Source organism: Paenibacillus qinlingensis (assembly GCF_013204845.1).
GTDB lineage: Bacteria > Bacillota > Bacilli > Paenibacillales > NBRC-103111 > Paenibacillus_E > Paenibacillus_E qinlingensis.
On sequence record NZ_JABMKY010000008.1, the window covers coordinates 1 to 26231 of the forward strand.

The following is a 26231-nucleotide window of genomic DNA, read 5'->3' on the forward strand; positions in this document are numbered from 1 at the left end:
TTTTGCAATCTCTTTTATAGTCGATTACTCGACTGTGCTTACTCACTCGTTGTTCAGTTTTCAAAGATCAATTTCTTTCGTTCGCTACCGTGTTACCGAAGCAGCGAGAAGTAATATACCATGTTTACTTTTAATGTGCAACTACTTTTTTTCGAGTTACTTTCAGTTACTCTCGCCAGCCTGTCTTGCGGCCGGATTGATAATATAGCATGGTTTCGACAAATAATGCAATGGTTTATTTAAACTCGTTTTCTATGCTTCTCCTAGTTAGTGGTTGTCGTTGGGTCGACAATAAGCTTTGGGCTATAGGACTATTCCCCCCATTTTTTGCTAATACTAAAGCGTATATATGCTAGTCAGATGAGTGGTGAACTATGAAAGATATTACATTTAAGGCTTTGGCAATTACTAATGAAATTGATCTGAACAAAATTGCGATTCATTGTGGCATTCCGAAAAGATACACATGGGAACAACCCTTAATCCTCAGGCATAAAGTCCTTGAAAAAATCTATCAAAAGGAATTAGATGATTTACAGCAAGTACTAGTCTTTTCCTTTGGCAGTGTTGTCTTCGTGAATCTGACACACCAGAATGAGATCATAGCTTTGTTGAAGTTTATTCAATCTTTCGAGCCTGAAATTGCACTTGAAAGAGCCGATAAATTCACAGATGACTACAGTCTCCATATCGAAGAAACCGAGAGTATGACCCTGACGGATGAATACGTTGTCGCCCCGGAATATGAGTTCTTTTTACCTGAAATGATCGCGACAGTTCTTGCCAAATCAGTGGCACTCGAGAGGAGCGAGGACCAGCTCGGGAAGATTCAAGATAACCTCGAAATCATGATTGATAGACTGGAAAAAGGAAAGCTTCGCGTCGGCAACAAAGAATTGGCCAGAACGACCGCCAAGATCGTCCGCCATGAGTTTAACACGTTAGCTTATATCATGATTTTGGATAAACCCGAGTTGACTTGGACGCATAGCTCAGCAAGCCAGTTTTACGATGAGATGATCGTGTTTTTTGAATTAAATGACCGCTATACTATATTGAAAAGTAAAACAGATATTCTCTATCATATCTTAGAAGGGTTTTCGACGATCAGTCATTCGATCCGAGGTCTTTTCGTAGAATGGATTGTCGTGATTCTTATCGTCATTGAGGTCGTGTTAACGGTATTACAAATTATTGGTTGGCTACCCTCATCACATTAAAAAACACCTGACCTTCATAAACGAAGGTTAGGTGTTTTTGCTTAGATCTCATTCAACTAATCTTCCCTGGTATACGCATAAAGCTGCGCCCATAAGCCTAACCCCATTTGCGAGTATACCCGATAGCCACTTCGTTGCAGTTCCATACCCCCTGCATTATGCTGAGCAACGCCCGTCAAAATCCCATCTGGTGACAGATAACCGGATAGCTCCAGGAGATTGTGCTTAGCGATCGTCATGTAGGTGTTTGGTAACAACTGCCGACTGGCCGCCAAGGCGAACGCGGCAGAAATTCCTGCCGATCCTGAGGTATCAATTCCTGTCGCCGAATCATCCACGAAACAAGACCACAGCCCACTCGGCTGTCTCCAATGCAAAGCCACCTGAGCAACGCGGATAATTTCAGCCTCTAGCTCCGCTATCCCTGCCAAATTGGCGAAAGGAGAATCCTTCAGCTCGACGCAGGTTTTAACCAACCCTAGACAATACCAAGCGAACGCCCTTGCCCAGCTACGAAATGTGTGCTCTTGTGATCTTGCATGAAAGCGCAGATACACATGCTGCTCGCGTGCCAGGCAATCCCGTCGGAGCAGAATCTGTGCAATAGCTTGCTCGGCCATATCCTGACGATTAAACTGCCTGGCCATAACAGCAAGCGGATAGGCAACCGTGTAAGAGCCTTCTGCCGAAACCATGTCCTCATCAATGACGGCGCCGCCGTTCCTGCGACCTGTAGCCTCAAAAAACTCAAGCGCTTTGAGAATGACAGGATGATTCATGCGGTATTTTACAATGACGGCCAGCGGCAAGGTTGCTTCAATCGTTGTAAAAGTCCCATCAGCTTGTCGACCATGTAAGTCTTCATAGTGCAATTCCCCTTGCTCATTAAAAAACTGACTGAAATGCAAATCCAGGATGGGATTCACTCGTTCCTCCCCCAGAATGGGCTGTAAACTGTGCAGCCCATCCAGCACACATCCTTCCATCCATCCAAATGGTTGAAGAGAGGAGAGTGAAAGCATGGTATTCAACGCTTCATCGATGCGTGAATTTGGTTCTCCCATCAGCAAGTGAGGAGCGAATAACACCCGCTCCGGCTCATCATGATGGGCATTAAAAACCCAAAGTGGTTCCTTGCCACCTTTGAGCTCCAATCGCACCCCTTCATGCAGCGCAGCAGCAGTCTGTTTCTCCGTTAGCAGGAGCTCAAAGGGCTGAAATACATATGCATACCGAATATCTATAGCACCAATCCATTCATTGGATTGACGCAAGATGACATCAACCTGCTGTGCATCCCGATAGTCTAAGGCGACGGTGATCCGCAACCGACTGCCTTGTCCTGCTGTCTGCTTGAGCTGATCTCCATGTAAGTGCCATAGCAACGAAAGTTGCTCCTGACCCTCTCCTAAGTGCGCAGCACGCCACCCTCTAGTAATCTGTTTACCCTCAGGTAAGAGAGCCTTCGACTCGCTGATAACGTGGGCCGGCAAATAATGAACCTGTCTCATCTTCGATCCCGCTCTCTATTTGAATTGATCACGATACTGGCTCGGTGTCACTTGTACAACCTTTTTAAAATTTCGATTGAAGTTAGAAGCCGTGCTATATTGCAGCTTTTCAGCAATATCCGCGATCTTCATATCCGTTTCTTGCAGCCAGCGCTTGGCAACTTCAATGCGATAGTTCGAGACATACTCGGAGAAATTAACACCAGTGTCCTTCTTGAACACACGGCTAATATAGCTTGGATGGTAATGAAACCGAGCAGCAAACATTTCAACGCTTAAATCCTGGTCAAAATATTGTTCAATCTCCGAAATCATCAGCATCGAAATATTCACTTCCTGCTTGCGCTGGCGCTCCCCTGTCCAAGCGAGCAGCGGCTGAACAATCTGCTTCCAAAACCATTCTTCGATCTGTTTGGCTGAATGCATACGCACCAAAATATCCGAGGAGAAAATCTCCTTTTGGAAAACCTCTTGTACTGATTCACCTGCATCCTGAACAAGTCCCGTTAAGTTGTTGAATAAACGTCCAATAAAATGCTGATAATCGGAGTGGTTCATCTGGTTTTTCAGAAAATCTGCAATAATAGCCTGTAATCTTTCCTGCGCCTGCTCTTCATTCGATTGCTTAATAGCCTCCATAATCTGAAATTCAAGCTCTTTCGGATAACGGAACATCTGCGCTTTATTGGGCTCCACCTCGTCAATGAACAGAATGGACTCCGATCCCAGTCTAACGCGATAAGCCAATGCATCCAGACTTTCTTGATGAGCGAGCGGTGCATACATAAAATTCGCGTACCTCCTGCTGATCCCTATGCTTATTTTCAGATTCAAATATTGCTTAATGGTATTACGTATTTCTTCGGATTTATTAAACACCTGTACTTTTAATGGCGTATCATCTTCTAGACCGCCACCTAAGAACAGAACGACGCCTTGGTTCTGAACAATCGAGCTGAGCTTCATGGACTGCGGGACAATCTCTTCAATCATATTATGAATCGCGTACAGCATCAGATCCATGTCCTTTTCGGAATAGCGCGTTCCTTCCAACGTATCAATTTGTAGGGCCAGCACACACCATCGATCCCAATTTGTTGGAAAATCATGTCGTTCTAGTTGATCTTCCATTGAATCTAGCCGAATATCGCCAGTTAGTAATTTAAATACCAAGAATTCACGCGTCTGGCTATGCAGAAATACCATTTCCTCTTTTAGCTTCGTACTTGATTTCGTCAAATGATTCAAATGCTCACTAATATAGCTCAACTCATTGTTCTGCATCTGTTTGTAATCTGGCTGAATAGAACGATAGATCCGTTGAATCGGTGAATACAGCTTATGCGAAAAAAAGAACGATGTCGTGATAACAAGTGTGATCAAAATGCCTACAAAAATAATCGTATAGAGCTTGATGCCATTCGATTTACTCATCACATATTCTAATGGCGTAATGGATGCATAAATCCAATTGTTATATAGCGCATGATTATAGTGAATGACAAACTCCTGACCATCCTGTTTATAGAAGAAAAAACCTTCTTGCTCGCCACTTGTGAGAATTTGCTGATAATAGCTCTCCGTCTTCACATTCGTTCCTATGTCATGATTGTTTAAGCTTGCGACGACAGACCCTAACTCATCAATGATCAACGTACGTCCTTTACTGACATCACCAGCAAGACGCTTACTAAGTTCTTGCAAGGGAACATTAATTGAAATAATGCCATCGGGGTTGATCGCATTCAGCGGAATATGCTTAATGAGCTTAAATACATGACCGGACTTCTCATCGTCTGTCAGCTTCCAATAGGAACGGCGAGAGTCATCTCGATAGGAGATCAGTAACTTTTGCAAATCATATAAACGTTTATCATGCGTCTCGATCAAGGGACGATCTTTCATCGGATAGACAGCACCGCCCTCAACAATCCAATCCTGACGGTAGCTCATCAAATTAACGTCTTGAATACCCAATTCGAACACTTGAATATGGACGAGCTCGTAGAGCAGTTTCTCAAAGAGATCATGGTATTCGTAGGCAAATGGCACATCCAATACCGTTTGCATCGAAATCGCATTCGTCATAACAGTTCCGCTAATCGTTTGCGTTGCTAAGGTATCAATGGTTTTAAGTAAATATTCGACTTTCTCCTTGTTCTGCTTCAGGATGAGCCGATTGCTGGCGATAATCTCTTCCTCCAGAATGGCCGAGGATTTATTAAAGGAAAGGTAGCCAAGAAGCACAACAGGCAGTATCCCGATAATGCAGCTAAGCAACACTAAATTTTTGAAAAATCTGGATGTCTGGAATCTACTCATCATGAGTCCCTCACTCTTCCCCATATTCCTTATACCATTCATCATATCATGGAAGGGAGTAAAGGGGCTGCATCCTTAGATACGCCCCTTTATGCCTTGCTTACTTTTTCTTATAAAGCTCAGAAAGTTCTTTCGCGACTTGATCGCCGCCAACTTTTTTCCATTGTTGAATAGCCGCATCGAAGCCAGCATCGTCTATTTTGCCCATGATGTATTGCGCTCGCGCATCAATGAGGAGGGTTTTCAACTGCGCGTCCTTCTCTGTTTGGGTTGGCGAAATCAGACCCATGGATGGATCCTGAACGCTTGCGGCAGCAAGCTCTGTCATCCGCTTTTTCAATAGGACATCCGTATCTGTCGTGCCCGTTGGGTACACAATCGCATCCGTTGTAATCAAGTTTTTGAGATCATCTACATTGAATTGCTCTGCCGCTGGCTTTTTATCATTTTCTTGGGAAATACGGACAAATTCTGCTTTTGCTTCATCACTATTTTCTGTATTGAAATAGCGAAGAACTTCACGAAGTTCTTTTTCTGTCTTCACACTCGTTTTCGGAATCAAGGCTCCGCCGAAATGACCAGCAGCTGCATACGATTTACCGTTAATAGGCGGACTTACCGTCATGGTATACTTATTTTTCGTATCTGCCATTTGAAGATAGTAGAACGGTACGACAGCATCAATGGCTTCGATACTGAGCCCTACTTTATTGTTGTATAAATCTTTTCTAGCTTCATTCCGCACAACGATCGCAAAGTTTTTATTAATTAAATTCTCGTTATACAATTTGCGAAGGAAGGTCAAACCTTCACGATACTCTTTGGTTTCTACATCTTTCATAAAATTCCCGCTCTTATCTACCATCCAGTTGTTCGGGGCGCCAAACCATGCGAAAATATCAGCTGGGATACTATTTTCATAGAGCATGAGGCCGTACGTATCATTGACACCATTTTTATCAGGGTCTTTCTCTTTAAATGCTTTCAATACGTTGTAAAATTCATCGATCGTCTTCGGTTCCGTAAGACCCACATTATCGAGCCAATCCTTGCGAATAATCGTACCTGCACGTACAAGTGGACGCGGACGCGGAATCACATAGTATTTGCCATCAATAGCGAGATTGTTTAAGATATTCTGATCGTATTTTTTCAAATTTGGAAACTCGTTCAAGTATGGCGTTAAATCCCAGAACATACCGGACCGTACACCGTTAAGCACCGAGGTAATGAATGGATTTTCTACCATAATCGTTTGAGGCATCTCACCAGAAGTCATCGTAACGTTCAATTTCTCGCTGTAAACATTAAATGGCACATACGTAATATCCAGCTTCGCATTCGCTATGCGCTCTGTCTCTTTGACAACGGGCCCATCTGCTTTCGGAGCTGTGTTGGATAAATACACATTTAACATTGACACTTTAGCAGGGCCTGTCGGCGCAGCCGGGCTCGATGCAGGTCCGGGACTCCCTCCTGCACTTGGACTTGATGTCCCCGGCGTGTCGGTTGATGTTGTACAACCCGATAGTATAGCGGAAACAGCTAGAACCATCGTGAGTGAGAGCCCCCATGACTTAACCACTTTTTTGCTTTTCACATTTACTCCTCCTTAGTTGTTGAACATGTCTATATAAGGCGGCTGTATGTCTAAGTATAGCCGCTTTGACACCCTTATACCCACATATAAATGCCGTCTGTCTGCAATTCCAGCTCTGCTTTCTCTAAACTTTCCTGCCCAGCATTCGTGAAGTCCAACTTTCCTTGACGAAGCTTGGTCTGAGGATCAACCAGGTGCTCGCCTGTCGTCAGATCGAACTCCCAGCCATGCCAAGGGCACCTGACAATCTCATTTTCACGCCCAAGCTTATATTCGTAGACGAGAGAGGGCAGACGCGTCCCCGTAATGACTCCCTTGCAGACGGGAGCGCCGAAGTGCGGGCACGCATTGCGCCATGCGTAATATTCGCCCTTCACCTTATAGATGCCGTACTCGGCATTTTTGACTTTAACCATTTTACAGGTACCTTCCACAATCTCATCTTTTGCAGCTACCCATATCTTTTCCATGCATGTATGCCTCCTTTCTACTATCCCTTCACAGAGCCGACTAAGGCGCCTTTTGCAAAGTATTTTTGTAAAAATGGATAGACGACCAAGATCGGCAAAGTAGCCACCGTGATAACGGCCATTTTCACTGTTTCTGGGGGGATCGCAGATTCCCCGGCTATTGAGCCCTGCTCCACAAAGCCTGCTTGAGAAACCATGACAATCTGTCTAAGCAGTACCTGGATGGGCCATTTCTCCGTATCATTAATGTACAGGATGGCATGCATGTAAGTGTTCCACTGAAGCACAGCGTAGAACAAAGTCAGCGTAGCAATTGCCGGTAAAGACAGTGGAATAATGATACGGAAAAGCATCCGTAAGTCCCCGCATCCGTCGATTTTCGCGGATTCCTCAAGCTCCTCTGGGATGTTCTTGAAGAAATTAATCATGATAATGAGATAGAAAGCGATAATTGCCCTCGGTAAAATCAGCGACCAATAGGAATTCAGCAGGCCAAGTTCTTTCACGACAAGATAATCCGGAATCATGCCGCCTTGAAAAATCATCGTCACCACAATGAGAAACATGATGCTGCGCCGGAAGTGAAAGCGATTCCTCGATAAGGGATACGCAAACAACGTCGTAAGCAGTAAGCTTGTCAGTGTACCTGCAACGGTAATCCATACGGTAATCCCTAAGCTTTTGGGCAGCGCATTGGTTGTAAAGATGTACGAATAGGCCTTCAGGGAGAACTCCGTTGGAAATAGCAGGAACGATCGTGAGTTATACTCGGCAACAGAGGCAAAGGAACTGGAAATCACATGGATAAATGGCACAACCGTAATTAATGCAAACAAGCTAAGCAGAATAATATTGATTCCATCAAACAAATAATTTCCCCAACGTTTATCCGTCATTTAGTAGAGCCCCTCCTCGCCTGATTTCTTCACAAGCCAGTTTGCCAACACGACAAGGAGTAGGCCTACAACGCCTTTAAATAGGCCAACTGAAGTCGCATAGCTAAGCTGCCCGTTAACTAAGCCCACGCGATACACATAGGTATCGAAAACCTCTCCCACATCACGCGTCAGCGAGTTGACAATATTAAAGACATGATCAAAACTTGTTTCCAAGATGTCACTTATTTTCAGCAGGAGTAGGATCACAATTGTACTGCGTATGCCCGGCAACGTGATGTGCCAAATTTGACGGAAGCGTCCAGCCCCATCCATTTTGGCTGCCTCATATAACTCTGGACTTATAGCCGCCAGCGCAGCTAGATAAATAACGGTTCCCCATCCGCTATCCCGCCAGATGACTTGCAGAATATACATGGGACGGAAAAATTTGGGATCCATCATGATTGAAAATTTTTGGAAACCCAGCGAGGCAATCCAGGATTGGAATAAGCTCTGTTCGGATTCGAAGATAACGAAAAACATCGCGACTACAACGACCCATGACATAAAATGCGGAATATAGACAAGTGTTTGAATCCAGCGTTTGAACCACTCTCGACGCAATTCATTCAGCATTAAGGACAGTATGATTGGCGCTGGAAAGGCAAAGACCAATTGATACAGTGAAAGCATCAACGTATTGCGCAGCAGCATGAAGAAATCAGGATCAGAGAATAAGCGATGAAAATGCTTCAATCCTACCCATTCACTTCCGAAAAAACCGGTGAACGGCTGGAAGTTCTGAAAGGCAATAATGATGCCGCCCATTGGCCAATATTTAAACAAGATAAAATAGAGAATGCCTGGCAAGGCCATGATGTACAGCCAGTGATCACGTCGTAGATCTTTGAGCAATGTTAATCTGATTCTGGATGCCTTCACCGATAATCCCCCTCACTTCAAATTCTCCTTCTTATGCAAACCGTATAAGGCTGCCGCATTTCCGCCTTGGACTTTCTTGCGAAGCTCCTTTGGAAAAGCAGCAAGCACCATTTTGGGATGATCGAAATCCCAGTGCGGATAATCACTTGAGTAGAGGACTCGATCCTCCATTTTACACATCTGAATGATGTGTACGAGATGCTCCGGCGCGTCCGGTTCCTCAATCGGCTGCGTCGTTACATAGACATGCTCCCGAATGTATTCCGAGGGCAGCTTTGTCAGCCATGGCGTCGTATCCCGCAGCGCTTTGTAGTTCTTATCCATTCGCCACATGAGATGTGGCAGCCAAGCGATTCCGCCTTCGATCGCGACCACTTTTACACCTGGAAATTTCTCGAAAACCCCTTCGCACACCAAACTATTCACATGCGCCATATAATTGGTGGGCAGAATATTATGCCATTCCATATAGCGCGATGGATAACCGGAAGGAGTCGGCGCTCCTGTCATTCCGCGTCCTTCCGTCCCTGGATGGATAGCGATCGGTAAGCCCATCTTCTCTGCTGCTTCGTAAATAGGATGAAAGAAACGATTTCCATACAACCGCGTACTGCCGCTGCACATGATAACTTCCACAATATCCGGATGCCCGCCGATTCGCATAATTTCCTTTGCCGCGTACAAGGGATCCGAATGGTTAATCACCATAGCGCCTTTATAGCGAACATCTTTAGATAACCAACGATCGATTAAATAGTCGTTATAGGCGGATATCACAGCATTCCCATAATCGCTATCGGGATTGAGCGACATTTCCAGCACATTTTGCCCCGTTAAAATGACATAATCAAAGCCATAACGTTCAATGTGATCCTTCACCATAAAAACCGGATCACTGCCAGAGCTGCCGCCGTCATCGGGAATCGCATCTCTTCTTAACACACCTACCGGTGAGTAATACGGTTGTCCTACGCCAGTCCCAACACCGATCCACTGCTTATGCCATGGCTTATCTAAATAAGGAAGTAAATCGTGAGGGTCTCTAATCCCATTGTGCACATCGGTATCAATGAGCATCGACTGTGTATGTCCGTGTTGGATATCGTTGTGATTCATCTGTTTTCACCTTTCTTCGTCGTTGTTATGTCCTGCTTGCTAATCATCTTAGCCCGTCGTTTACTTACCGCCTATAATCAATACCTGACAGTCCAGAACCGTAAGCGGGATAAGGTTTTTTAGACGAAGGTAATCCTTATCTTCTTCCGTAGAATCATTACGTGACTGAATGGCACCTTCATTCTTCATGGAAAAATAAAAAGCCAAGCGTGTTCTCCACAAAGGAGATCGCTTGGCATTAGACTTATTATCAGTAATATTGAATTCACTTTCACCCTTTAACTCTCAATTTCTTCTTAATCCCGCCAGCCAATAGCTCCAACAAGATGGCAAAAATCAGAATGAGATACGTAATCGCTCCGATTTCCCTCACATCATAATAGTAGGAACTGGCCATGAAAAAATCATACCCAATTCCTCCTGCGCCAGCTGCAGCACCCATGGCTAATGCTACGGAGAAGTTAATCTCAAATCGCATAAACGTCCATGAGATCAAATAGGTGATCGACGAAGGCAGAACGGCTTGAAATACGATTTGAACCCAATTAGCACCACTTGCTTTTAATGCTTCAATGACTCCTTTATCTAACTCCTCGAATGATTCCGAATACGTTTTCACGAGATAGCTGACAGAATGGAACGTCATCCCAATAACCGCAGCCACACTGCCCAATCCCGCAGCAACGGCAAAAATCAATACCCACAGGACAGTTGGTACCGCTCTAATAAAAGCAACTATGCCTTTAACTACGACGGAAAGTGTCGGGCTGGATAGATTGGTGGCAGCCATTAAGCCGAGCACCACAGCAATGATGGCCCCGAACAGCGTTGTCAGAAAGGCCAATCCGAGGGTGATAAGCAAATAGGTAACCGCTTCAATAAAGGTAATGTGTTTAAAGTGCGGCTGAAAGAACATCGTTATAAGGGTATGGGCTGTCGAGATAATAGCATCTAGAAATTGAATGTCCTTATAGTCAAAAGTTGCGAATGCATACAGCGTTAATACGACGATTGACACCAAGGTCAGCCGGATCACCAGCTTTTGTTTGTTGAACGGCTTCTTCATTGCCAGTTCCTCCATGGTCATGTTACATAATCACCTTCCTGATGTAGGTAGAAACCGTTTCTATCATAAAGATAGCAAGGACGAGAACAAGGACAACTAAAGAGGCAGCGCTGAAATTAAGACTTTTGTAATACAAGTTGAAAAGAAAACCAATACCCGTCCCGGTTAGAATACCAATTAAAGTAGCTTGACGAATGTTCGTTTCCATCATGAACAAGATCCAACTGATCAGCTGTGGAATACAGGCCGGAATAACAGATTGCGAAATAATGGACAAATAGCCTGCCCCTGTAGATCTTAATGCTTCTACAGAACTGCTGCTTACTTCGTCAATCGATTCCGTAAAGGCGCGGGTCAAAAAGCCGAAGGTGCCAAAAAAAAGCGCGAAGTATCCCGTCAATACATTTTGACCGAAAGATATGAGCAAGATCATCGACCACGCGGATACATCAATGTTGCGGAATACGGTCGCGATCGATCGGCTTACCAAACCGAGTCCCCCTCCTACTCCAGTCGTATGGGAGCCCGCGATAGCGAACATCAAGGCAAATAAGGCTGCAACGGCGGTTGCCGCAATAGATACGAGAATCGTCTCAGAGAGCGCGCTGATAATAACGGGAAGCCGTTTCAATGATTTTTCGTTCGGATAAAAATTGTTGAATGCCCATTCGGCCGCCTTAGGTATAGAAGTAAAACCTTTGATGACGTTATAGTTCGTTATGAGTATGGCAATGAGGGTTAGGGTTAACAATAAGCCACAAAATAACAGCGTCTTCAATCGCTTTCTGGCAAAGAAATTATCTTGCATAACTGCCCTCCAGCTCGTCTAACTCTTCCAGCTCCTCCTGATGCTCATGAACCTCCGAACCGTAAATGCGGGATAACTGCTCGCGATTGATTCCTGTCGGATGACCATCATAGACAATAGTTCCCTTATTCACTCCGAGTATCCGGTCTGAGTATTTCAGCGCTGCATCCACTTGATGCAGGTTCACAATAACCGTGATACCCATCGTGGTAGAAATAGTACGGAGATGATCCATGATGACCTTGGAGGCATTGGGATCTAATGAAGCGATTGGCTCATCGCAAAGCAGCATTTTGGGATTCTGCACAAGAGCTCTGGCAATTCCAACTCTCTGCTTCTGTCCACCACTCAGTTGATCACACCGCTTATAGATCTGCTTTTCTAGTCCGAGTGTTGTCAAAATCGTAAAGGCTTGATGCTTCTCCTCCTTGGAGTAAAGCCCCAGAATCCCTTCCAGGGTGGACTTATAACCAAGCCGCCCGTGCAAAACATTTTCGATGACAGACAGTCTATTCACTAAATTATAATGCTGGAATACCATGCCCATCTGAGTTCTCAACCGTTTCAATTCGTTCTTCTTACATGCCAAAATATTAACGCCATTCCATAGAATTTCGCCACTGCTTGCATCAATCATACGGTTAATACAGCGCAGCAGTGTGGATTTACCGGCCCCTGAGGGACCGATAATCGACACAAACTCGCCTTCTCTCACAGCGAAATTAACATCCGTTAACGCTTTAGTATCCATACCATACTGTTTGGATACCTGCTTGAATTCGAGTAATGTTGTCATGGCTGCTCCCTCAATCGGTCGGTTTGGCACGTTGTTATACCTTTTAGTTGTAGAGTGTTCGGATTGGGTTGAAAAATGCGTCATCCACGCCAAGGAACTTTTCTTTGCCAGTCTTTTGCTTAAACATGCCTGGTTCCTTCGAATCTTTCGGAATGAAGATCAGCGGGTTGTTCGTTACCGCATCGGATGTGAGGGCATCCTTTATTTTCTTTGTGTCCTCTACACTTACCGTGCCTGTGTTAATAACAATCGGTTGATTCAGTACCGGTGTAACCGAAATGACCTCGAACTCTTTACCTACCTGTGTATTAAACGGTTCTGCTGCACCTTGTTTTACTTTGTATACCGCACCAGGCGTGTTTTCCGTCCCTGAGCTCAGTTCGATATAGTTAGCCACGCAAGTATCGCAGAAGGCAGCCACATCCGCTTTACCATTTAACAAATTAACTGCCGATCCTTGGTGAGTTCCTCCAAAAAGCACATCGCTAAAGAACTTATCTTTGCCGCCTAGAAGTAAATCATCCACAGTCAAATTCTTATATTTATCTTTTTTCGTAAAATAGGTAAGGATTCTGCCTGAAGGGATTTTAAAGCCGGATGTAGAGGAGTTGGATACGAATGAAAACTTTTTACCGGCAATATTATCCATTGAGTAGATGCTGCCGACTTTATAGGCATCCCCATCCCCTTTACGCACGTTTAACCAGCTATTATAAACCGCATCATCCAATGTTCCTGACTCTCCGCTAGGCACGACTAGCGGCTGAACCTTCTTATTCTTCGCATTCGCTTCGACATAAGCTTGTGCTCCCGTATAAATTATATCTGCACTGCCGCTGGCAATGGCTTCAATAGCAATCGTGTAGTCAGTCGTCGTTTTGTGCTCTACCTTTTTCCCAGTTGCGGCTGCAACAACTTTCCCTATTTCGTCCCGTGAAATTTTCATATCTGCACCGGATTCATTTGGGAACCAACCGATCGTAATGGTATCTTTGGTCTTTACCGCTTGTGTGCCATTCTGAGCATTCGTACCGCAACCAGCTGTTACAACAACCAAAGATAAAGAAAGCATGAGCGTTAACATTTTCTTATTCATAATAAAAAGCCTCCCATACTAATTTTAGTTTAAATTGGCTATTTTATAATAAGGCAACTAGCATACGTTCAAGTTCTTCAGGAGATATGGGGGCAGGATTATTATCCATTCTCCCTTTCGTATAAGAGTGGTCCACAACCTCGCGGATGCCTTCAACTGTGACGCCATATGAGCTTAGATTGCTTGACAATCCATATCTGTTATAAATACTTCGAATCAGATCATCGACTTCGTCTACGTCCGTTGCCCCAAATGCATGAAGCAATTTATCCGGTTCAATTAATGTATTGAAATTATGTCTTAACACTGTCGTTAACGTTAGGCTGGCAGCGATACCATGATCGATACCATATAACATTGTAAGCGGATAAGATATGGAATGGCAGGCAGTCGTTCTCGTATTGCTAAATGCCAATCCAGCCATCAGACTTGCCAAGGATAATTGCTCTCTCCAGGCCAGGTTATCGGGTTGCTCGATTAATAATGGGAGCGTACGTCGAATGCGTTCAATCGCTTCCAGCGAGTAAACACGGGTAACGGTGTTCGTATGAACAGACCAATACGCTTCAGTTGCATGGCACAAGGCATCTAATGCTGTAGCAACGCTTAAACGAAACGGCATCGTAACGGTCAACTCTGGAAGAATGAAAGCTGCGCTCGCATACAACCTCTCATCGGAAACCGAATATTTGCTTCCGAACTCTTCGTCCCATACGGTTGCCCAACACGTCACCTCTGAACCCGTTCCTGATGTCGTTGGGATCCCGACCCACGGGGTAAAATTGTGTTTATTGCGGTATCCCTCATGTGTGATGGCTTCTCGAACTTCCACGATTGTAGGTAGGGTCTTGTGTTGTAAAGCCGACAACACTTTAGCAGCATCCATGACACTGCCTCCGCCAATTGCCACAATAAGTTCATACTGGAAGGGCTCAATTTCCTGTTTCAGCTTCCAAATATCGGACACATTAGGATTATTCAAAGTCACTTCGATCAATAGCGTTTCCTTGTGAGAGAGTGCGTTCAAGATAGGCTGTAGACAATCACTCTTCTCAACGCCCCCTCCTCTTGTAAGTATTAGTACCCTTCTGACATTTGTATAACGATTGATAAACAACTCAGCGAATGCTTCCGCCGATTCTGTTCCTAAGAAGACGGCTACTGGGTTATAAAAATGGTTCATCTCGTTCCCCGCTCCAAACCGCTTCGTTCAAGCTCCTCAATGACAAGTGGCAGCTGAGCGATTGAACCAATAATATAATCTGCTCCTGCTTGTTCAAATATCAGTCTCGTTTGATTCATTCGCTCTGCGAGTTCATCTGGGTGCAGACTCTCAACTTCAGCTTGTGTTAAACCCAACTCACTACTTCCTAGTAGGATAGCAACCGTCCATACCCCCGCATTCCTACCTTCTTGAATGTCGGATACCGTATCTCCAACCTTGACGACTGCTTTTGGAGGATAGATGCCGAGCTCCACTAGATTTCGGAAAATCATATACGGATAAGGCCGGCCGGCTTTTACTTCATCTGATGTGACCAAGCAGTCTGGCGAATATCCCTTCCGCTTGGCTTCCGGAACGATGACCGCCATCATGCTTGCTGTATACCCAGTCGTCGATCCGATGGCTAGCCCCGCATTACGAAGTTGTTCCACTGTTTCTAACGCCCCAGGAATCGGATCCGTGTAAGTTTTCAAAGATTCCATCAATATGGCCTCGAATCGAACATAGAGACGATCAATATCCTCCTTCACGGCTTGCGTACCGTACTTGGTTATCCATGCTGTTTCTACTCTTTCCATCTGCAGAATTGCGTGAATATGATCCCATTTCAAAAGGCCCATCGGCACTCTGGCTTCACGATCTGTAATCGGTACCCCTGCTTCTTCAAACGTTTGAATAAATGCATGCATTGGCGCGAAGCAACCATAATCAATTACGGTACCGGCCCAATCAAAAATAACTGCTTTAATGCGTTCTTTACTACTCAACTTGACTCCTCATTTCTAGGTGGTTTGGATATACCCAATTATAGAATGATATAACGCAAACAAGCAATGCTTTTTGCTATATTTTACGTTAAATTAACAATTATATGCTGTTATTTGCTGTTTTTAACATTGCGAAAACATAATAAAAACGCAAGCTATGATAAGCCTGCGTTTATGATGGTAACATTATGTTTTTTGTACAATTCTAGAAGACCACTATCCATATCAGAATCCGTTACGATCGAATCAATCTGGTCTAATCCACAAATGTTCAGGTAAGATACCGTTTCGAATTTACTCGAATCCGCTACGACGACTTTCCGCTTCGCGCCCTTTAGCATCGCATTGATGACTTCCGTTTCCCCCTGGCGAAAATCAGTCAGCCCTTTCTCAAGGGAAATCGCATTGATACTAATGAGTGCTAAGTCGGTATTGAAGTTCATAATCTCTTCTTCAATCGCACGCCCATACAAGGAGAACTCCTCATGATTTAGGTAGCCCCCCGGAATAATAACGGTGAAGCCTTTTTTCTGAGCCAAAATATCCGCGATCCGAAGGGAATTGGTTATGATCGTAAGTTTCTCAAAGCGAGCCGCAAGCCGCTTCGCTACTTCAATGTTCGTCGTGCCTGCATTGAGAGAAATAGCTTGATATTCTCTCACCAGCTCGACAGCATACAGGGCCAATTCTTGCTTTCGCTCGTTATGCGTGATCTTACGCTTAAAGAACGCTTGATTCGTAGCAATCTCTTCCCTTTTGGAAACAGCTCCTCCATGTACACGCTGAAGCTTCTCCTCTTGCTCCAACCGTTCAAGATCCCTACGTACAGTATCAAGAGAAACTTGCAACAGCGACTTCAATTCCACAACGGTGACTTGCCCCTTGGATTCTAGCTCCAATAGTATTAATCGATGCCTTTCTGGTGCAAGCATTTCGTATCTCCTCCGTGTTATTGCGTTAATTTGCGTTTGTATGTATCTATATCCTAGCAAAAATGCGCTGTCCCGTAAATGTGGCAGCTTCACCCCTTACGTTTTTGAAAATCTATCATGAACTCTGCGAGATCTTTACAGGCCTGAATGGGAACAGCATTATAGGCTGATGCACGTAATCCGCCAACACTTCGATGACCAGCTAAACCGTCAAAGCCATGCAACTCGGACTCCTGAACAAAAAGTTTCTCTAATTCTTCATCTCTCATTCGCCATGTGATATTCATCATTGAACGAAAAGGCTTTTCAATAAATCCCTTGTAATAGCCCCCGCTACTATCAATCACATCATAAAGAAGGTTTGCTTTCTGGACGTTCACTTTCTCTATTTCTGTGATACCTCCCTGCCGTTTTACCCATTCAAGTACAAGTTTCATCATATAAATGGAATGGACTGGAGGTGTATTATAAAGTGAATTGTTTTGTGCGTATGTTTTGTAATTTAGAATGGTCGGAATAGGGTTAACACATGCTTTCAACAAATCATCCCGAATGACCACAACGGTTGCGCCTGCTGGCCCAAGGTTTTTTTGAGCTGAAGCATACAACATAGAAAACTCGTTGAACGCCATCTTCCGACTAAGTAAATCACTCGTCATATCTCCAATAAGGGGAACTGAACCAGCCGAGGGAAAATCATGGAATTGTGATCCCTCAATCGTATTATTGGTCGTGAAGTGGAGATAAGCGGCTTCAGGATCTACTCTTAAATCGTTCACAGCAGGAAGACTGCACCAATTTTGTGGTTTACTGCTCGCTACAATTTTTGCATTGCCAACAGTTTGAGCTTCTTTATAAGCCTTTTCCGAAAAACTACCGGAAAGAACATAGCTTCCATTTCTTTTAGCTGACATAAAATTCAGAGGTACCATAGCAAACTGCATGCTGGCACCACCACTCATAAATAGGACTTGATACTGCGAATCCAATCCTAAAATCTCAAGCATGATCTGCTGTGTCTCCTCGAATAGTTGTTCAACATCCCTACTACGATGAGACATCTCCATAATGGACATACCGTTCCTATACGCAATAAATTTGTCTTGTGCCTGATGCAGGACTTCAAGAGGAAGAGCTGCCGGTCCCGGATTGAAATTGTTAATACGATACATTTTTTCCAACCTCCTATCGTTTTAGAAAACGCAAAAACGCCCTTCGTCTTATTGGGACGAGGAGCGTTTGCTCGCGGTGCCACCCAACTTGATCGAACATAACTGTTCGATCCTCTTGGTTCCGCGATAACGGTCGGGACCGGCTAACTTAGGAACATTATTTGCATAATGCTCTTGACGAAAACGCCTCCGAGTTGGATTCTCATCATAGGCATAATTCAATTATTGATTTATATTCAGTTAAAACTACTACCGATATTTTGTCAATCATTGTTTTGTTTTCTTAGCCTTACAACTTCTTTCTCAACTCACTCACAGCTACCCGCCTAGCACCGGAATTCCGCTGTGATGGCGCAGGTTGAATCGTCGGTTGGGACTCTCCCGCTTCCTGCATCCGGCGAATCAAGCGCTCACGCAGCTCGGCAGCCACCGCATTGAACGATTGCACGCCGACCAGATTGTTCAGCTCATGCGGATCGGCTTGCAAATCGTAAAGGAATTCCTCTACATAGACAGCCGATCCCGCGTCTCGGTTCGGGTCTTGCTCCGGCGCGGAGACACTGTACTTCCAGCGCTGCGTCCGAATAGCGCGGCCAACCTGCGCTTCACTAATTTGCACTAAGACTTCCTCTGGCCAACCTTCTCGCTCTCCACGCAGAAGTGGAAGCAAGGAACGCCCTTGCATGGAAGCCGGAACCGGTATGCCAGCAGCATCTAGAAGCGTTGGCGGTAAATCCACGAGCGACACCATCTCCTGCAGACGCCCACCTGAACGGAAGCGCCCGCCTGTTAATGCGGTTGGGACGCGGATTGAGCTATCATGGCACGAACGCTTGTACTCACTATTCCTCGTCTTGAAATGACAACCATGGTCTGAGGTGAACATTACAATGGTATCATCCTCTAACCCGAGGCTGATCAAAGCATCAAACAAGCGGCCGAGCGCTTCGTCGAGTCTTTTGACCATCCCGTAATAGCCGCCAAGATGCGCATGCGCCGTACCGCCAAGCGACGCCAGGTCACCAGGCACGAAGGAACTGCCGCTGTAACGCCCTTCATAACCCCGCGGTGCCGGGTAATTGTCACTGTGATTCTGATGATGAGGCTCCAGATACGAGAGGAACAGGAAGAACGGTTCATCCTGATGCTTGTCGATATACCGAATCGCTGCATCCGTTTGCGCATCAACTCGGTAGCCCGGCAGCTTCACGGGTTCATTATCCCCGTTATACATGACCGTATCGTATGCATCAGAGGAGAACTCCAACACATTAGAGGCTAACCATTCCTGATAGCCGCCACGCTGCGCCTCAGGGACAGGCTCTTCGCCGGCCAAATGCCATTTGCCGATATAGCCTGTCTGATAGCCCGCATCACGGAAATGATGAGCTAGCGTTTTCTCATCCTTCTTTAGTGGAATGCCATTCACATAGCACCCGGTTTCCGTGGCATATTTCCCTGTTTGCAGGGAAGAACGAGCCGGACCGCAGACAGGCTGACAGGTGTACGAATTGAACACATGCGTCCCTTCCATCGCCATGCGGTCAAAGTTCGGCGTAAGGCCAAGGGGATTCCCGTGAACCCCCGTGGTATCAAATCGCTGCTGATCTGTAAAAAATACAATGACATTCGGCTGTTTGCTCATTTTTTCCCCATCACCTTACTCTTTATTTATTTACTGGCTTTCTTCCACTCTTCGTTGGCCTGCTGCTCGATCTTTTGTCCGCCTTGCTGGTAATATTTCTGAACGAACTCATCAAACTTGTCGACGGACCATACGCCTGTCACGATTTTCACGAAGTACTCTGTCCAGAGCTTCTTCTCCAGATCGGGATAATCCAGCTCGGCCGGTACCGTTTTCCACAGCTGATTCTTAATAATGTCCTTGGAGCCGATTTCCAGCGCTGCCCGCACCTTATCATCTGTCCAACGACGGTCTGTTATTTGCACAAAGCGGACAGGGTTGGAGAATCCTTTTTTGTATAAATCGGAATAACTGGTTGATTGCGCAATTAAGTTTTTACTTTTATCAAACGTGTAATCGACGTTATTTTCGCCATAAGTAAGCAAATCCACGCCGCCGTTCGGATCATCGCTAACCGACCAATCCAGCATTTGAATGAGTCTCTCCGGATCCTGTGCTTTCGCACTTACCGCACGCAGCGCTCCTCCCGAGTATGGATTCACCTCTGGCCAGCCTAGCTTGCCATCGGGTCCTTTCACACGGTTCATCATCGTCAACTTAGCTGACGGCAGCACCTTCAAGAGCGAGGTGTAAAAGCCTCCGCCATTCACATTGACACCGAAAGCATCGCCTTCAAAGACGCCAACCTTGGAGTTTACGATTCTGGCTTCTGCCTGTTTCCCTTCCATGACCGGGAACTCTGGATCCATCAAGCCCTCTTTATACCACTGTTGGAGAACAGCTAGTGCTTTCTTCGTCTCCGGTGTCACAAAGCTTTTTACGATCTTACCGTCTTTCTCGGTCCAGAAGATTGGACCTGTCGTACCGTAGGAGCTAAGTCCGACGCCAAAAGCGCCAAACACGGTATTGAACATCGAGGATTTGTTACCGCCAAATCCGTACGTATCATTTTGACCGTTCTTATCCGGATCCTTGAACGTGAATGCCTTCAAAACCTCGTGCAGCTCATCTAAGTTCGTCGGCTGCTTCAAACCGAGCGCATCCAGCCAATCCTGCCGTACGAGCAAACCTGTTGTATTGGGAGAATTGAAAGACTCCGGTCTAACCCCTTGCGGAATGGCATAAATTTTACCGTCAAATTTAACGCCGTCCCAGCGCTCCTTTGGAATGTACTTCATTAAGTGCGGTGCCTTCGCCAACAGATCATCCAGCGGCTTCAGCAACCCTTGATTCACATACTGTGCTAGCTGCGTCGTATCCACACTGAAGTAATCCGGCATCTGACCGGAGGAAACCAAGAGATTCAATTTCGTTTTGTATTCATCGCCGGAAATCATACTGACCTTGTAATCAACACTCGGTATACCCGCCTTCTCCATCAGTGAAACAATTTTGGGCTTCGCTTCTCCACCGCTGTCTGGATACTCCGGTATCCCGTAGTTAAAGAACATATTGAACGTAACTGGCTTCTTCGAAGCTGGGCTGGCCGATGACGCACTTTCTCCTTGTTCATTAGAGCCGCAACCAGCAGCCACTAAACCCGCTAAGCAGGTGACACACAATACCGAACCCATTTTACTCATCTTTTTCATAAGAACACCCCTTTAAGATCTTCAAATTATGATTTCACAGAGCCTAACATGGTGCCTTTCATAAAGTACTTTTGCAAAAACGGATATACAGCAAGAATAGGTATAATCGAAATGATGACAGTAGCGGCAATCGCAGACTCGGCTGCGAACGTTGTAAATTGACCCGTATCCGTCGCCAACTGCTGGCCGGCAATAATTTCTTTGAGCAGCAGCGGGAGGGTAAACAGCCTTTTATCATTCAAATAAATCAATGCTTGCATAAAATTGTTCCACAGACCGACGCACTCCCAGAGAGCAATCGTGGCAATCACCGGCTTGCACAGCGGCAAGATAATGGTGAAAAACGTACGCAGCGGATTCGCTCCATCCATGGCAGCTGATTCCTCCACTTCTTCCGGAATGGTCCGCATAAAGCTTTGCATAACAATGACGTTAAAAGCAGATATCATCCCCGGCAGCATGAGCGCCCAGAGGGTATTCGTTAAACCTAAGCTTTTTACAAGCAAATAAGTCGGAATCATCCCACCGCTGAAAATCATCGTAAAAATAACCAGAAGCGTGATGACCTTAGCGCCAGGCAAGCTTCTTTTATTTAACGCATACGCCGTCGTCGCTGTAAACAGGACATGCAGGAACGTCCCTACGACGGCCACTAGAATACTATTTCGATACGCCAGCCAAATAAAGCTGGAAGCCAATACACTCTTATAAGCATCCAGCGTAAAGCCTCTCGGGAAGAAGAACAACCCGCCTTGCATGGCCCCAGCCGCTGAGCTTAATGATATGGATAATTCATGCCATAAAGGATAAAACGTTATGATACTCAGCATTGCCAGAAACAGCACATTCCCTACTTCAAAGCTGCGTTCGCCCCAACTTTTGCCCATTCACATCCACCTCCTTACCACAATCCTCGTTCGCCCATGCGACGCACAAGCCAGTTCGTAAACAGCAGCAAGCATAAGCCTACAACCGATTGGAAGAGTCCTGCCGCCGTAGCAAACGAAAATCTGCCCATCGTAAGCCCTACACGGTACACATACGTATCCAGCGTGTCCGCTACATTATAGACGAGCGGGTTATATAAAATGTAAATCTGATCGAAGCCAACATTTAAAATTTGTCCAGTCCGCAAAATCAGCAGCACGACAATGGTTGATGCAATACTCGGCAGAGTAACATGACGGACCAGCTGAAAGCGATTCGCGCCATCCATTCTGGCCGCTTCATACAGCTCTGGATTAACTCCGGCAATGGCGGCTAAATATATGACCGTTCCCCAGCCAACTTCCTTCCACATTTCCGAACCGACCAGAAAGCCCCGGAATACCTCTGGATTCATTAGCGGCGACGAGGACATGCCCAGCAGCTTCGCTACCCCCGTATCTACCGAAAATACGGAGAACAGAATACTTCCCAGCACAACCCAAGAAACAAAGTGCGGAAAATAGATAATCGTCTGTACGATACGTTTGAATACGCCGTTGAAAAGTTCATTGAGTAAGAGCGCAAGCACAATCGGTGCTGGAAAGTTAAACAGCAGCTTATAAAAGCTAATGATCAGCGTATTCCGAAGCGCCACCCAAAAGTCAGGCGAGTCGAACAGAATGCGGAACCATTTTAGCCCAACCCAAGGACTGTCGAATACACTTCCCGCAATCTTAAAATCTTGGAAAGCGATTGCAATACCACCCATCGGAATGTACTTGAATAGAAGAAAATAAAGAATACCCGGCAACAGTAAAACATAATAGTACTTGTGTTTATGAAACGACTTCCTAAATGCGGATGATTGTGCACGAGGCCTCGTGTTCACAACCGCGCCTTGCGATACCTTCATAGGATGACTCATCACATCCCTCCTCTCGACCGAGTGTTACACATGTCGTTGTGTACGCTTCCATCGTATCGGGGAGCGGACATAAAAAAAATCCTCAGTTTGCAATAAACATGAGGATTTCATGATATGAGCCTGGCCAATGTTATAAATTCGGTATAACTATCCGTTTTTCTAGATGCTTTTACGGTACTCACCGGGCGTCATGCCTTCATACTTTTTGAAAAACCGGATAAAGCTCTGCACGTCATGGTAGCCAACCGCCTGGCCAATTTCCTGCAAGGAATCGCTTCTCGCGCTGAGGAGCTCTTTACTTTTCTTAATCCGGAATTCCGTTAAGTATTCCAGCATGGATTTCCCTATCTCAGCTTTAAATGTACGGCTCAAATGGCCGCTGCTGACCCCAATGCGCTCAGCGATCTCCGTAATGGACAGCGGACTGGCATAATGCTCTTCCATATAAATAATCGTTTTGGTGACATAGAGATTCGTGACCTGCTTATCCTGCAGCGTTTCCAGGAACGCAATGATTTTATGAATATGCGTAATCATAAATTGATGCAGTTCATCATTATTTTGGCATTCGTTCAGCTTAAGAATATCGACTTCCTCGTTCAAGGTTCCAATGTCGTGGCCATCCTTCAATAACTCATTCAGCACGGAACTCATAAGCACAACAATCATGCCCTGCAGCTTTTCAAGCGGGTATTTGGATGTATAGATATACTGCTCAAAAAGTTCAACAATACACTGATTCGCTTTCTCGCGGTTCATCGTAGCAACGGCGTGGATCAACTGCTTTTGCAGCGACAGCGGGTAAACAAACTTCAGTTCACTTTTATGATCCTGTAAAAAGACGATGTCATTGCGATTGATAACTGCCTTGTAGTTCAGCATTCTGCGTATCTGCTCGTAGGCAAGATGCAGACGTTCAGGTGCATCTGCATCGCTCACAATAAATTGAAGCGATACATTCAGTTCTCCCTGCCCTACCGCGTTCATTTCTGCGTAGGATTGATGAATGAGCTGTCGTACACTGGCGTCCATGCCTTTTTGCGGTAAATTGACGATAAAGCCCAGCTTGTTCCGCTCCAAAATCGTCCCCTCCACGGGCAGATACGCCTTCAACGTTTCCAGAACCATACTATAGATAAGAAGATTGCGTTGCGGGTCCTCAGCATCCTCCGATTGCAAATCATCAAACACAGCGACGATGACGGCATAGTTAACTTCGTTAAACATGAGGCCAACTTGTTCCAGCCGCGTTGAAATCGTTTCTTTATCAGATATTTTATTACGCAAAATATCGGAAATCAGGTGATCCTTCATGACCGGCTCATTTTGTTTGATCGTCGCCATCATGGAACTGATGGCCCCGCTGACGAGCATGTACTCATCAGAAGATGGTTTATTAACCCCGACGCCGGAGAGCACCTCCATCATTTTTTTCCAGGGATTGTACATCTTAACCGCAAACATATAGGCAATAACCAAACCAATCAAGAACACGAACAAGACAATAACGAGGAGCTTAGACAGCTTTTCAAACAGCTTCGTCTTGTAGCTGGCATAAGGGATCAAGTTGACGAGCGTCCAACCGTTCCCTTTCATCGAGGCAATATCGGCAAAATACTTCGTATGATTCAGAACGATTTTCTGCATCGTGCCTGACGATGACAGCGCATCGCCATCTGAGATAACCTGATGAATCGCCTCGTTTTCCACCTGCGGATGCGACGAAATCACAAAACCACTTTTATCCACAATGAAAATACGCTCTTCATCCCCGATGTTTAAGTTGTACATCGTATTCAAAAACATTTTCTTCTCCATATTTATGACCAAGGTGCCTAGCGGCTTACTTTCGGTGACAGGAATATCTTTATAAAAAGTGACATAATCTTCGCGAACCTGATACCAGAAATGCGGCCGCTCTTCTTTGCGAATTTGGGATAAAGCCTGCTGATCAAAAAACGTATCCGCATCAAATAGCCCCTCATTCGAAGTCATAAAGCGTTCATTTAAGGCACTGTAAATATACACGGAGTAAAACAAATCATTGGAGTTGATCTGACTGCGCAGCTGTTCCTTCAATTGATAGTAGTCATACAGCGTGAAGCCGGTAGGATTTTTTAACATGTTGTTCATATCCGGCAAGAAGGAAAGTTGAAGAGCAAAATAATTAATCTGGTCAATTAAATTATCCAAATTTTTGGAAGTTCGTTGGATACTGGCATTCGATGTCTGCTCAATTTGCGATGTTAAATCTTCATTAATCGTATACGCGTATACGGAAACAATCATGGTGATTGGAATGAGGACTGTAATCAAATAGGAGAGCAGCTGTTTTCGAAATAAGGAGCGATTGAAAAATAGTTTATTTGTAAACCCTTTCAATAATTTCCCTCCCAAATTCTAAGTAGTAACGGTGTAGATTACAGCATATCTTAGACAACTGCCTCCCCTTTGTCAATGTTCAAAAACAAGCGTCGATCCCAAATTTGTGATATCAGGATCGGCGCTATACCGCAAAATAGCCGTATGCACTCCTATCGGGGCGCATACGGCTATTAGTTACTCCATTATGATACATGCCGTTAAATAATTCCGTTACTCATTCATTTTATGACTTTATATCTGGAGCATTTTTAACGGCTTTTGAAGAGCGTCCACAATGGCTGCGAATATACTTGTAGCTAGAATACCCATTAGGCATAGTGAAGTAGGACCCGCTGCATCATCACTAACGGTAACTTTAGCAAGTACCCTTAAGCTTACTATACCTATCAAAATGAGGATAATAACGGCAAAGGCACATTTCTTAATAATCTTCAAAGAATTAAATGATAATTCAGAGAAAGCATTATTCTTTTCGATGTAGGTTAATAATTTATACGCTTGATACAACGCAACAGAAAACGCAATACTGAATCCGTATGCACATACTAAAAAGGGGATTAGGAAGTAAGCTGTATCTGGATGTGCCCTTGCATCTCTAACAGCTATCACTGGCAACCAGATACACAAAGCAAGCACTGCAATTCCTGCCAGAAAGATAATTACCTTTAAGAAAGTGGTTGAACCTCGTTTAACCTTCATTTACAACACCTCACTTATTTAATGACAGCTTGATTTTAGCATACAATTTATTGTTTTACAATAAATTTCAATTGTTATTTATTATATTATTATTGTTATTTGCACATCCATTTAATTATAACAAAAATAAAAAGCAT

22 protein-coding genes are annotated in these 26231 nt (G+C 44.8%); 1 reads left to right on the forward strand and 21 read right to left on the reverse strand.

The features are described 5' to 3' along the window. Positions 1–374: 374 nt before the first annotated feature. Positions 375–1220, forward strand: coding sequence for an RMD1 family protein (locus tag HQN88_RS16345; RefSeq protein ID WP_173114056.1), 846 nt, complete (start codon positions 375–377; stop codon positions 1218–1220). A gap of 56 nt (positions 1221–1276) precedes the next feature. On the opposite strand, the gene HQN88_RS16350 is transcribed toward HQN88_RS16345, so the two are convergent. From HQN88_RS16350 to HQN88_RS16450, 21 genes are all read right to left on the reverse strand, one after another. After that, positions 1277–2731: a glycoside hydrolase family 88 protein gene (locus HQN88_RS16350; protein WP_173114059.1), complete on the reverse strand. Its 1455-nt coding sequence runs from the start codon at positions 2729–2731 to the stop codon at positions 1277–1279. Positions 2732–2746: 15 nt separating this feature from the next. Further along, a complete protein-coding gene (locus HQN88_RS16355; RefSeq protein WP_173114062.1) occupies positions 2747–5056 on the reverse strand; it encodes an AraC family transcriptional regulator in 2310 nt (769 codons plus the stop codon). 97 nt (positions 5057–5153) lie between these two features. Beyond that, a complete protein-coding gene (locus HQN88_RS16360) occupies positions 5154–6653 on the reverse strand; it encodes an extracellular solute-binding protein (RefSeq protein WP_173114065.1) in 1500 nt (499 codons plus the stop codon). Positions 6654–6727: 74 nt separating this feature from the next. Next, positions 6728–7123, reverse strand: a complete 396-nt coding sequence (locus HQN88_RS16365) for a Rieske (2Fe-2S) protein (protein ID WP_173114068.1) — start codon at positions 7121–7123, stop codon at positions 6728–6730. Positions 7124–7143: 20 nt separating this feature from the next. Next, on the reverse strand, positions 7144–8019 hold the full coding sequence (locus tag HQN88_RS16370; protein WP_173114071.1) for a carbohydrate ABC transporter permease: 876 nt from the start codon (positions 8017–8019) through the stop codon (positions 7144–7146). Next, positions 8020–8943 (reverse strand): ABC transporter permease, encoded by a 924-nt coding sequence (locus tag HQN88_RS16375; protein WP_274319528.1) that lies wholly within the window; start codon positions 8941–8943, stop codon positions 8020–8022. A gap of 12 nt (positions 8944–8955) precedes the next feature. Then, entirely contained in the window at positions 8956–10059 is a 1104-nt protein-coding gene (locus HQN88_RS16380; protein WP_246320281.1) for an amidohydrolase family protein, read from the reverse strand. Between the two features lie 271 nt (positions 10060–10330). Then, on the reverse strand, positions 10331–11146 hold the full coding sequence (locus HQN88_RS16385; RefSeq protein ID WP_173114074.1) for a PhnE/PtxC family ABC transporter permease: 816 nt from the start codon (positions 11144–11146) through the stop codon (positions 10331–10333). Between the two features lies 1 nt (position 11147). After that, complete coding sequence (locus HQN88_RS16390; protein WP_173114077.1) at positions 11148–11933, reverse strand: PhnE/PtxC family ABC transporter permease; 786 nt, start codon at positions 11931–11933, stop codon at positions 11148–11150. After that, positions 11923–12729 (reverse strand): phosphonate ABC transporter ATP-binding protein, encoded by an 807-nt coding sequence (gene phnC / locus HQN88_RS16395; protein WP_173114080.1) that lies wholly within the window; start codon positions 12727–12729, stop codon positions 11923–11925. Before phnC ends, HQN88_RS16390 begins: the two co-directional genes overlap by 11 nt. A gap of 43 nt (positions 12730–12772) precedes the next feature. Beyond that, the gene (locus HQN88_RS16400; protein ID WP_173114083.1) at positions 12773–13825 is read right to left on the reverse strand and encodes a phosphate/phosphite/phosphonate ABC transporter substrate-binding protein; all 1053 of its coding nucleotides are present in this window, start codon (positions 13823–13825) and stop codon (positions 12773–12775) included. A gap of 43 nt (positions 13826–13868) precedes the next feature. Beyond that, entirely contained in the window at positions 13869–15008 is a 1140-nt protein-coding gene (locus HQN88_RS16405) for a phosphonoacetaldehyde reductase (protein WP_173114086.1), read from the reverse strand. Beyond that, on the reverse strand, positions 15005–15817 hold the full coding sequence (gene phnX, locus HQN88_RS16410) for a phosphonoacetaldehyde hydrolase (RefSeq protein ID WP_173114089.1): 813 nt from the start codon (positions 15815–15817) through the stop codon (positions 15005–15007). The genes HQN88_RS16405 and phnX overlap by 4 nt, the downstream gene beginning before the upstream one ends. A gap of 155 nt (positions 15818–15972) precedes the next feature. Further along, positions 15973–16749: a DeoR/GlpR family DNA-binding transcription regulator gene (locus HQN88_RS16415; RefSeq protein WP_173114092.1), complete on the reverse strand. Its 777-nt coding sequence runs from the start codon at positions 16747–16749 to the stop codon at positions 15973–15975. 89 nt (positions 16750–16838) lie between these two features. Then, on the reverse strand, positions 16839–17921 hold the full coding sequence (gene serC / locus HQN88_RS16420) for a 3-phosphoserine/phosphohydroxythreonine transaminase (RefSeq protein ID WP_173114095.1): 1083 nt from the start codon (positions 17919–17921) through the stop codon (positions 16839–16841). Positions 17922–18210: 289 nt separating this feature from the next. Further along, positions 18211–19566, reverse strand: a complete 1356-nt coding sequence (locus tag HQN88_RS16425; protein WP_173114098.1) for a sulfatase family protein — start codon at positions 19564–19566, stop codon at positions 18211–18213. 26 nt (positions 19567–19592) lie between these two features. Then, positions 19593–21158: an extracellular solute-binding protein gene (locus tag HQN88_RS16430; protein ID WP_173114101.1), complete on the reverse strand. Its 1566-nt coding sequence runs from the start codon at positions 21156–21158 to the stop codon at positions 19593–19595. Between the two features lie 26 nt (positions 21159–21184). Continuing rightward, positions 21185–22045 carry a carbohydrate ABC transporter permease gene (locus HQN88_RS16435; protein WP_173114104.1) on the reverse strand — a complete coding sequence of 287 codons (861 nt, stop codon included), beginning with the start codon at positions 22043–22045 and terminating at the stop codon, positions 21185–21187. Between the two features lie 14 nt (positions 22046–22059). Continuing rightward, positions 22060–23010 carry an ABC transporter permease gene (locus tag HQN88_RS16440; protein ID WP_173114106.1) on the reverse strand — a complete coding sequence of 317 codons (951 nt, stop codon included), beginning with the start codon at positions 23008–23010 and terminating at the stop codon, positions 22060–22062. A 159-nt stretch (positions 23011–23169) separates the two neighbouring features. Further along, positions 23170–25392, reverse strand: coding sequence for an AraC family transcriptional regulator (locus HQN88_RS16445; RefSeq protein WP_173114109.1), 2223 nt, complete (start codon positions 25390–25392; stop codon positions 23170–23172). A 234-nt stretch (positions 25393–25626) separates the two neighbouring features. Next, entirely contained in the window at positions 25627–26094 is a 468-nt protein-coding gene (locus tag HQN88_RS16450) for a DUF2975 domain-containing protein (RefSeq protein WP_173114112.1), read from the reverse strand. Positions 26095–26231: the final 137 nt, after the last annotated feature.

What these genes read in the sequence shown, in the direction of transcription:
- HQN88_RS16350 (WP_173114059.1), bottom strand. Translation starts at nt 2,731, where the DNA reads ATGAGACAGGTTCATTATTTGCCGGCCCACGTTATCAGCGAGTCGAAG.
- HQN88_RS16430 (WP_173114101.1), bottom strand. Translation starts at nt 21,158, where the DNA reads ATGAAAAAGATGAGTAAAATGGGTTCGGTATTGTGTGTCACCTGCTTA.
- HQN88_RS16405 (WP_173114086.1), bottom strand. Translation starts at nt 15,008, where the DNA reads ATGAACCATTTTTATAACCCAGTAGCCGTCTTCTTAGGAACAGAATCG.
- serC (WP_173114095.1), bottom strand. Translation starts at nt 17,921, where the DNA reads ATGTATCGTATTAACAATTTCAATCCGGGACCGGCAGCTCTTCCTCTT.
- HQN88_RS16440 (WP_173114106.1), bottom strand. Translation starts at nt 23,010, where the DNA reads ATGAGTCATCCTATGAAGGTATCGCAAGGCGCGGTTGTGAACACGAGG.
- HQN88_RS16380 (WP_246320281.1), bottom strand. Translation starts at nt 10,059, where the DNA reads ATGAATCACAACGATATCCAACACGGACATACACAGTCGATGCTCATT.
- HQN88_RS16390 (WP_173114077.1), bottom strand. Translation starts at nt 11,933, where the DNA reads ATGCAAGATAATTTCTTTGCCAGAAAGCGATTGAAGACGCTGTTATTT.
- HQN88_RS16425 (WP_173114098.1), bottom strand. Translation starts at nt 19,566, where the DNA reads ATGAGCAAACAGCCGAATGTCATTGTATTTTTTACAGATCAGCAGCGA.
- HQN88_RS16400 (WP_173114083.1), bottom strand. Translation starts at nt 13,825, where the DNA reads ATGAATAAGAAAATGTTAACGCTCATGCTTTCTTTATCTTTGGTTGTT.
- HQN88_RS16385 (WP_173114074.1), bottom strand. Translation starts at nt 11,146, where the DNA reads ATGACCATGGAGGAACTGGCAATGAAGAAGCCGTTCAACAAACAAAAG.
- HQN88_RS16435 (WP_173114104.1), bottom strand. Translation starts at nt 22,045, where the DNA reads ATGGGCAAAAGTTGGGGCGAACGCAGCTTTGAAGTAGGGAATGTGCTG.
- HQN88_RS16345 (WP_173114056.1), top strand. Translation starts at nt 375, where the DNA reads ATGAAAGATATTACATTTAAGGCTTTGGCAATTACTAATGAAATTGAT.
- HQN88_RS16415 (WP_173114092.1), bottom strand. Translation starts at nt 16,749, where the DNA reads ATGCTTGCACCAGAAAGGCATCGATTAATACTATTGGAGCTAGAATCC.
- HQN88_RS16370 (WP_173114071.1), bottom strand. Translation starts at nt 8,019, where the DNA reads ATGACGGATAAACGTTGGGGAAATTATTTGTTTGATGGAATCAATATT.
- phnC (WP_173114080.1), bottom strand. Translation starts at nt 12,729, where the DNA reads ATGACAACATTACTCGAATTCAAGCAGGTATCCAAACAGTATGGTATG.
- HQN88_RS16365 (WP_173114068.1), bottom strand. Translation starts at nt 7,123, where the DNA reads ATGGAAAAGATATGGGTAGCTGCAAAAGATGAGATTGTGGAAGGTACC.
- HQN88_RS16355 (WP_173114062.1), bottom strand. Translation starts at nt 5,056, where the DNA reads ATGATGAGTAGATTCCAGACATCCAGATTTTTCAAAAATTTAGTGTTG.
- HQN88_RS16450 (WP_173114112.1), bottom strand. Translation starts at nt 26,094, where the DNA reads ATGAAGGTTAAACGAGGTTCAACCACTTTCTTAAAGGTAATTATCTTT.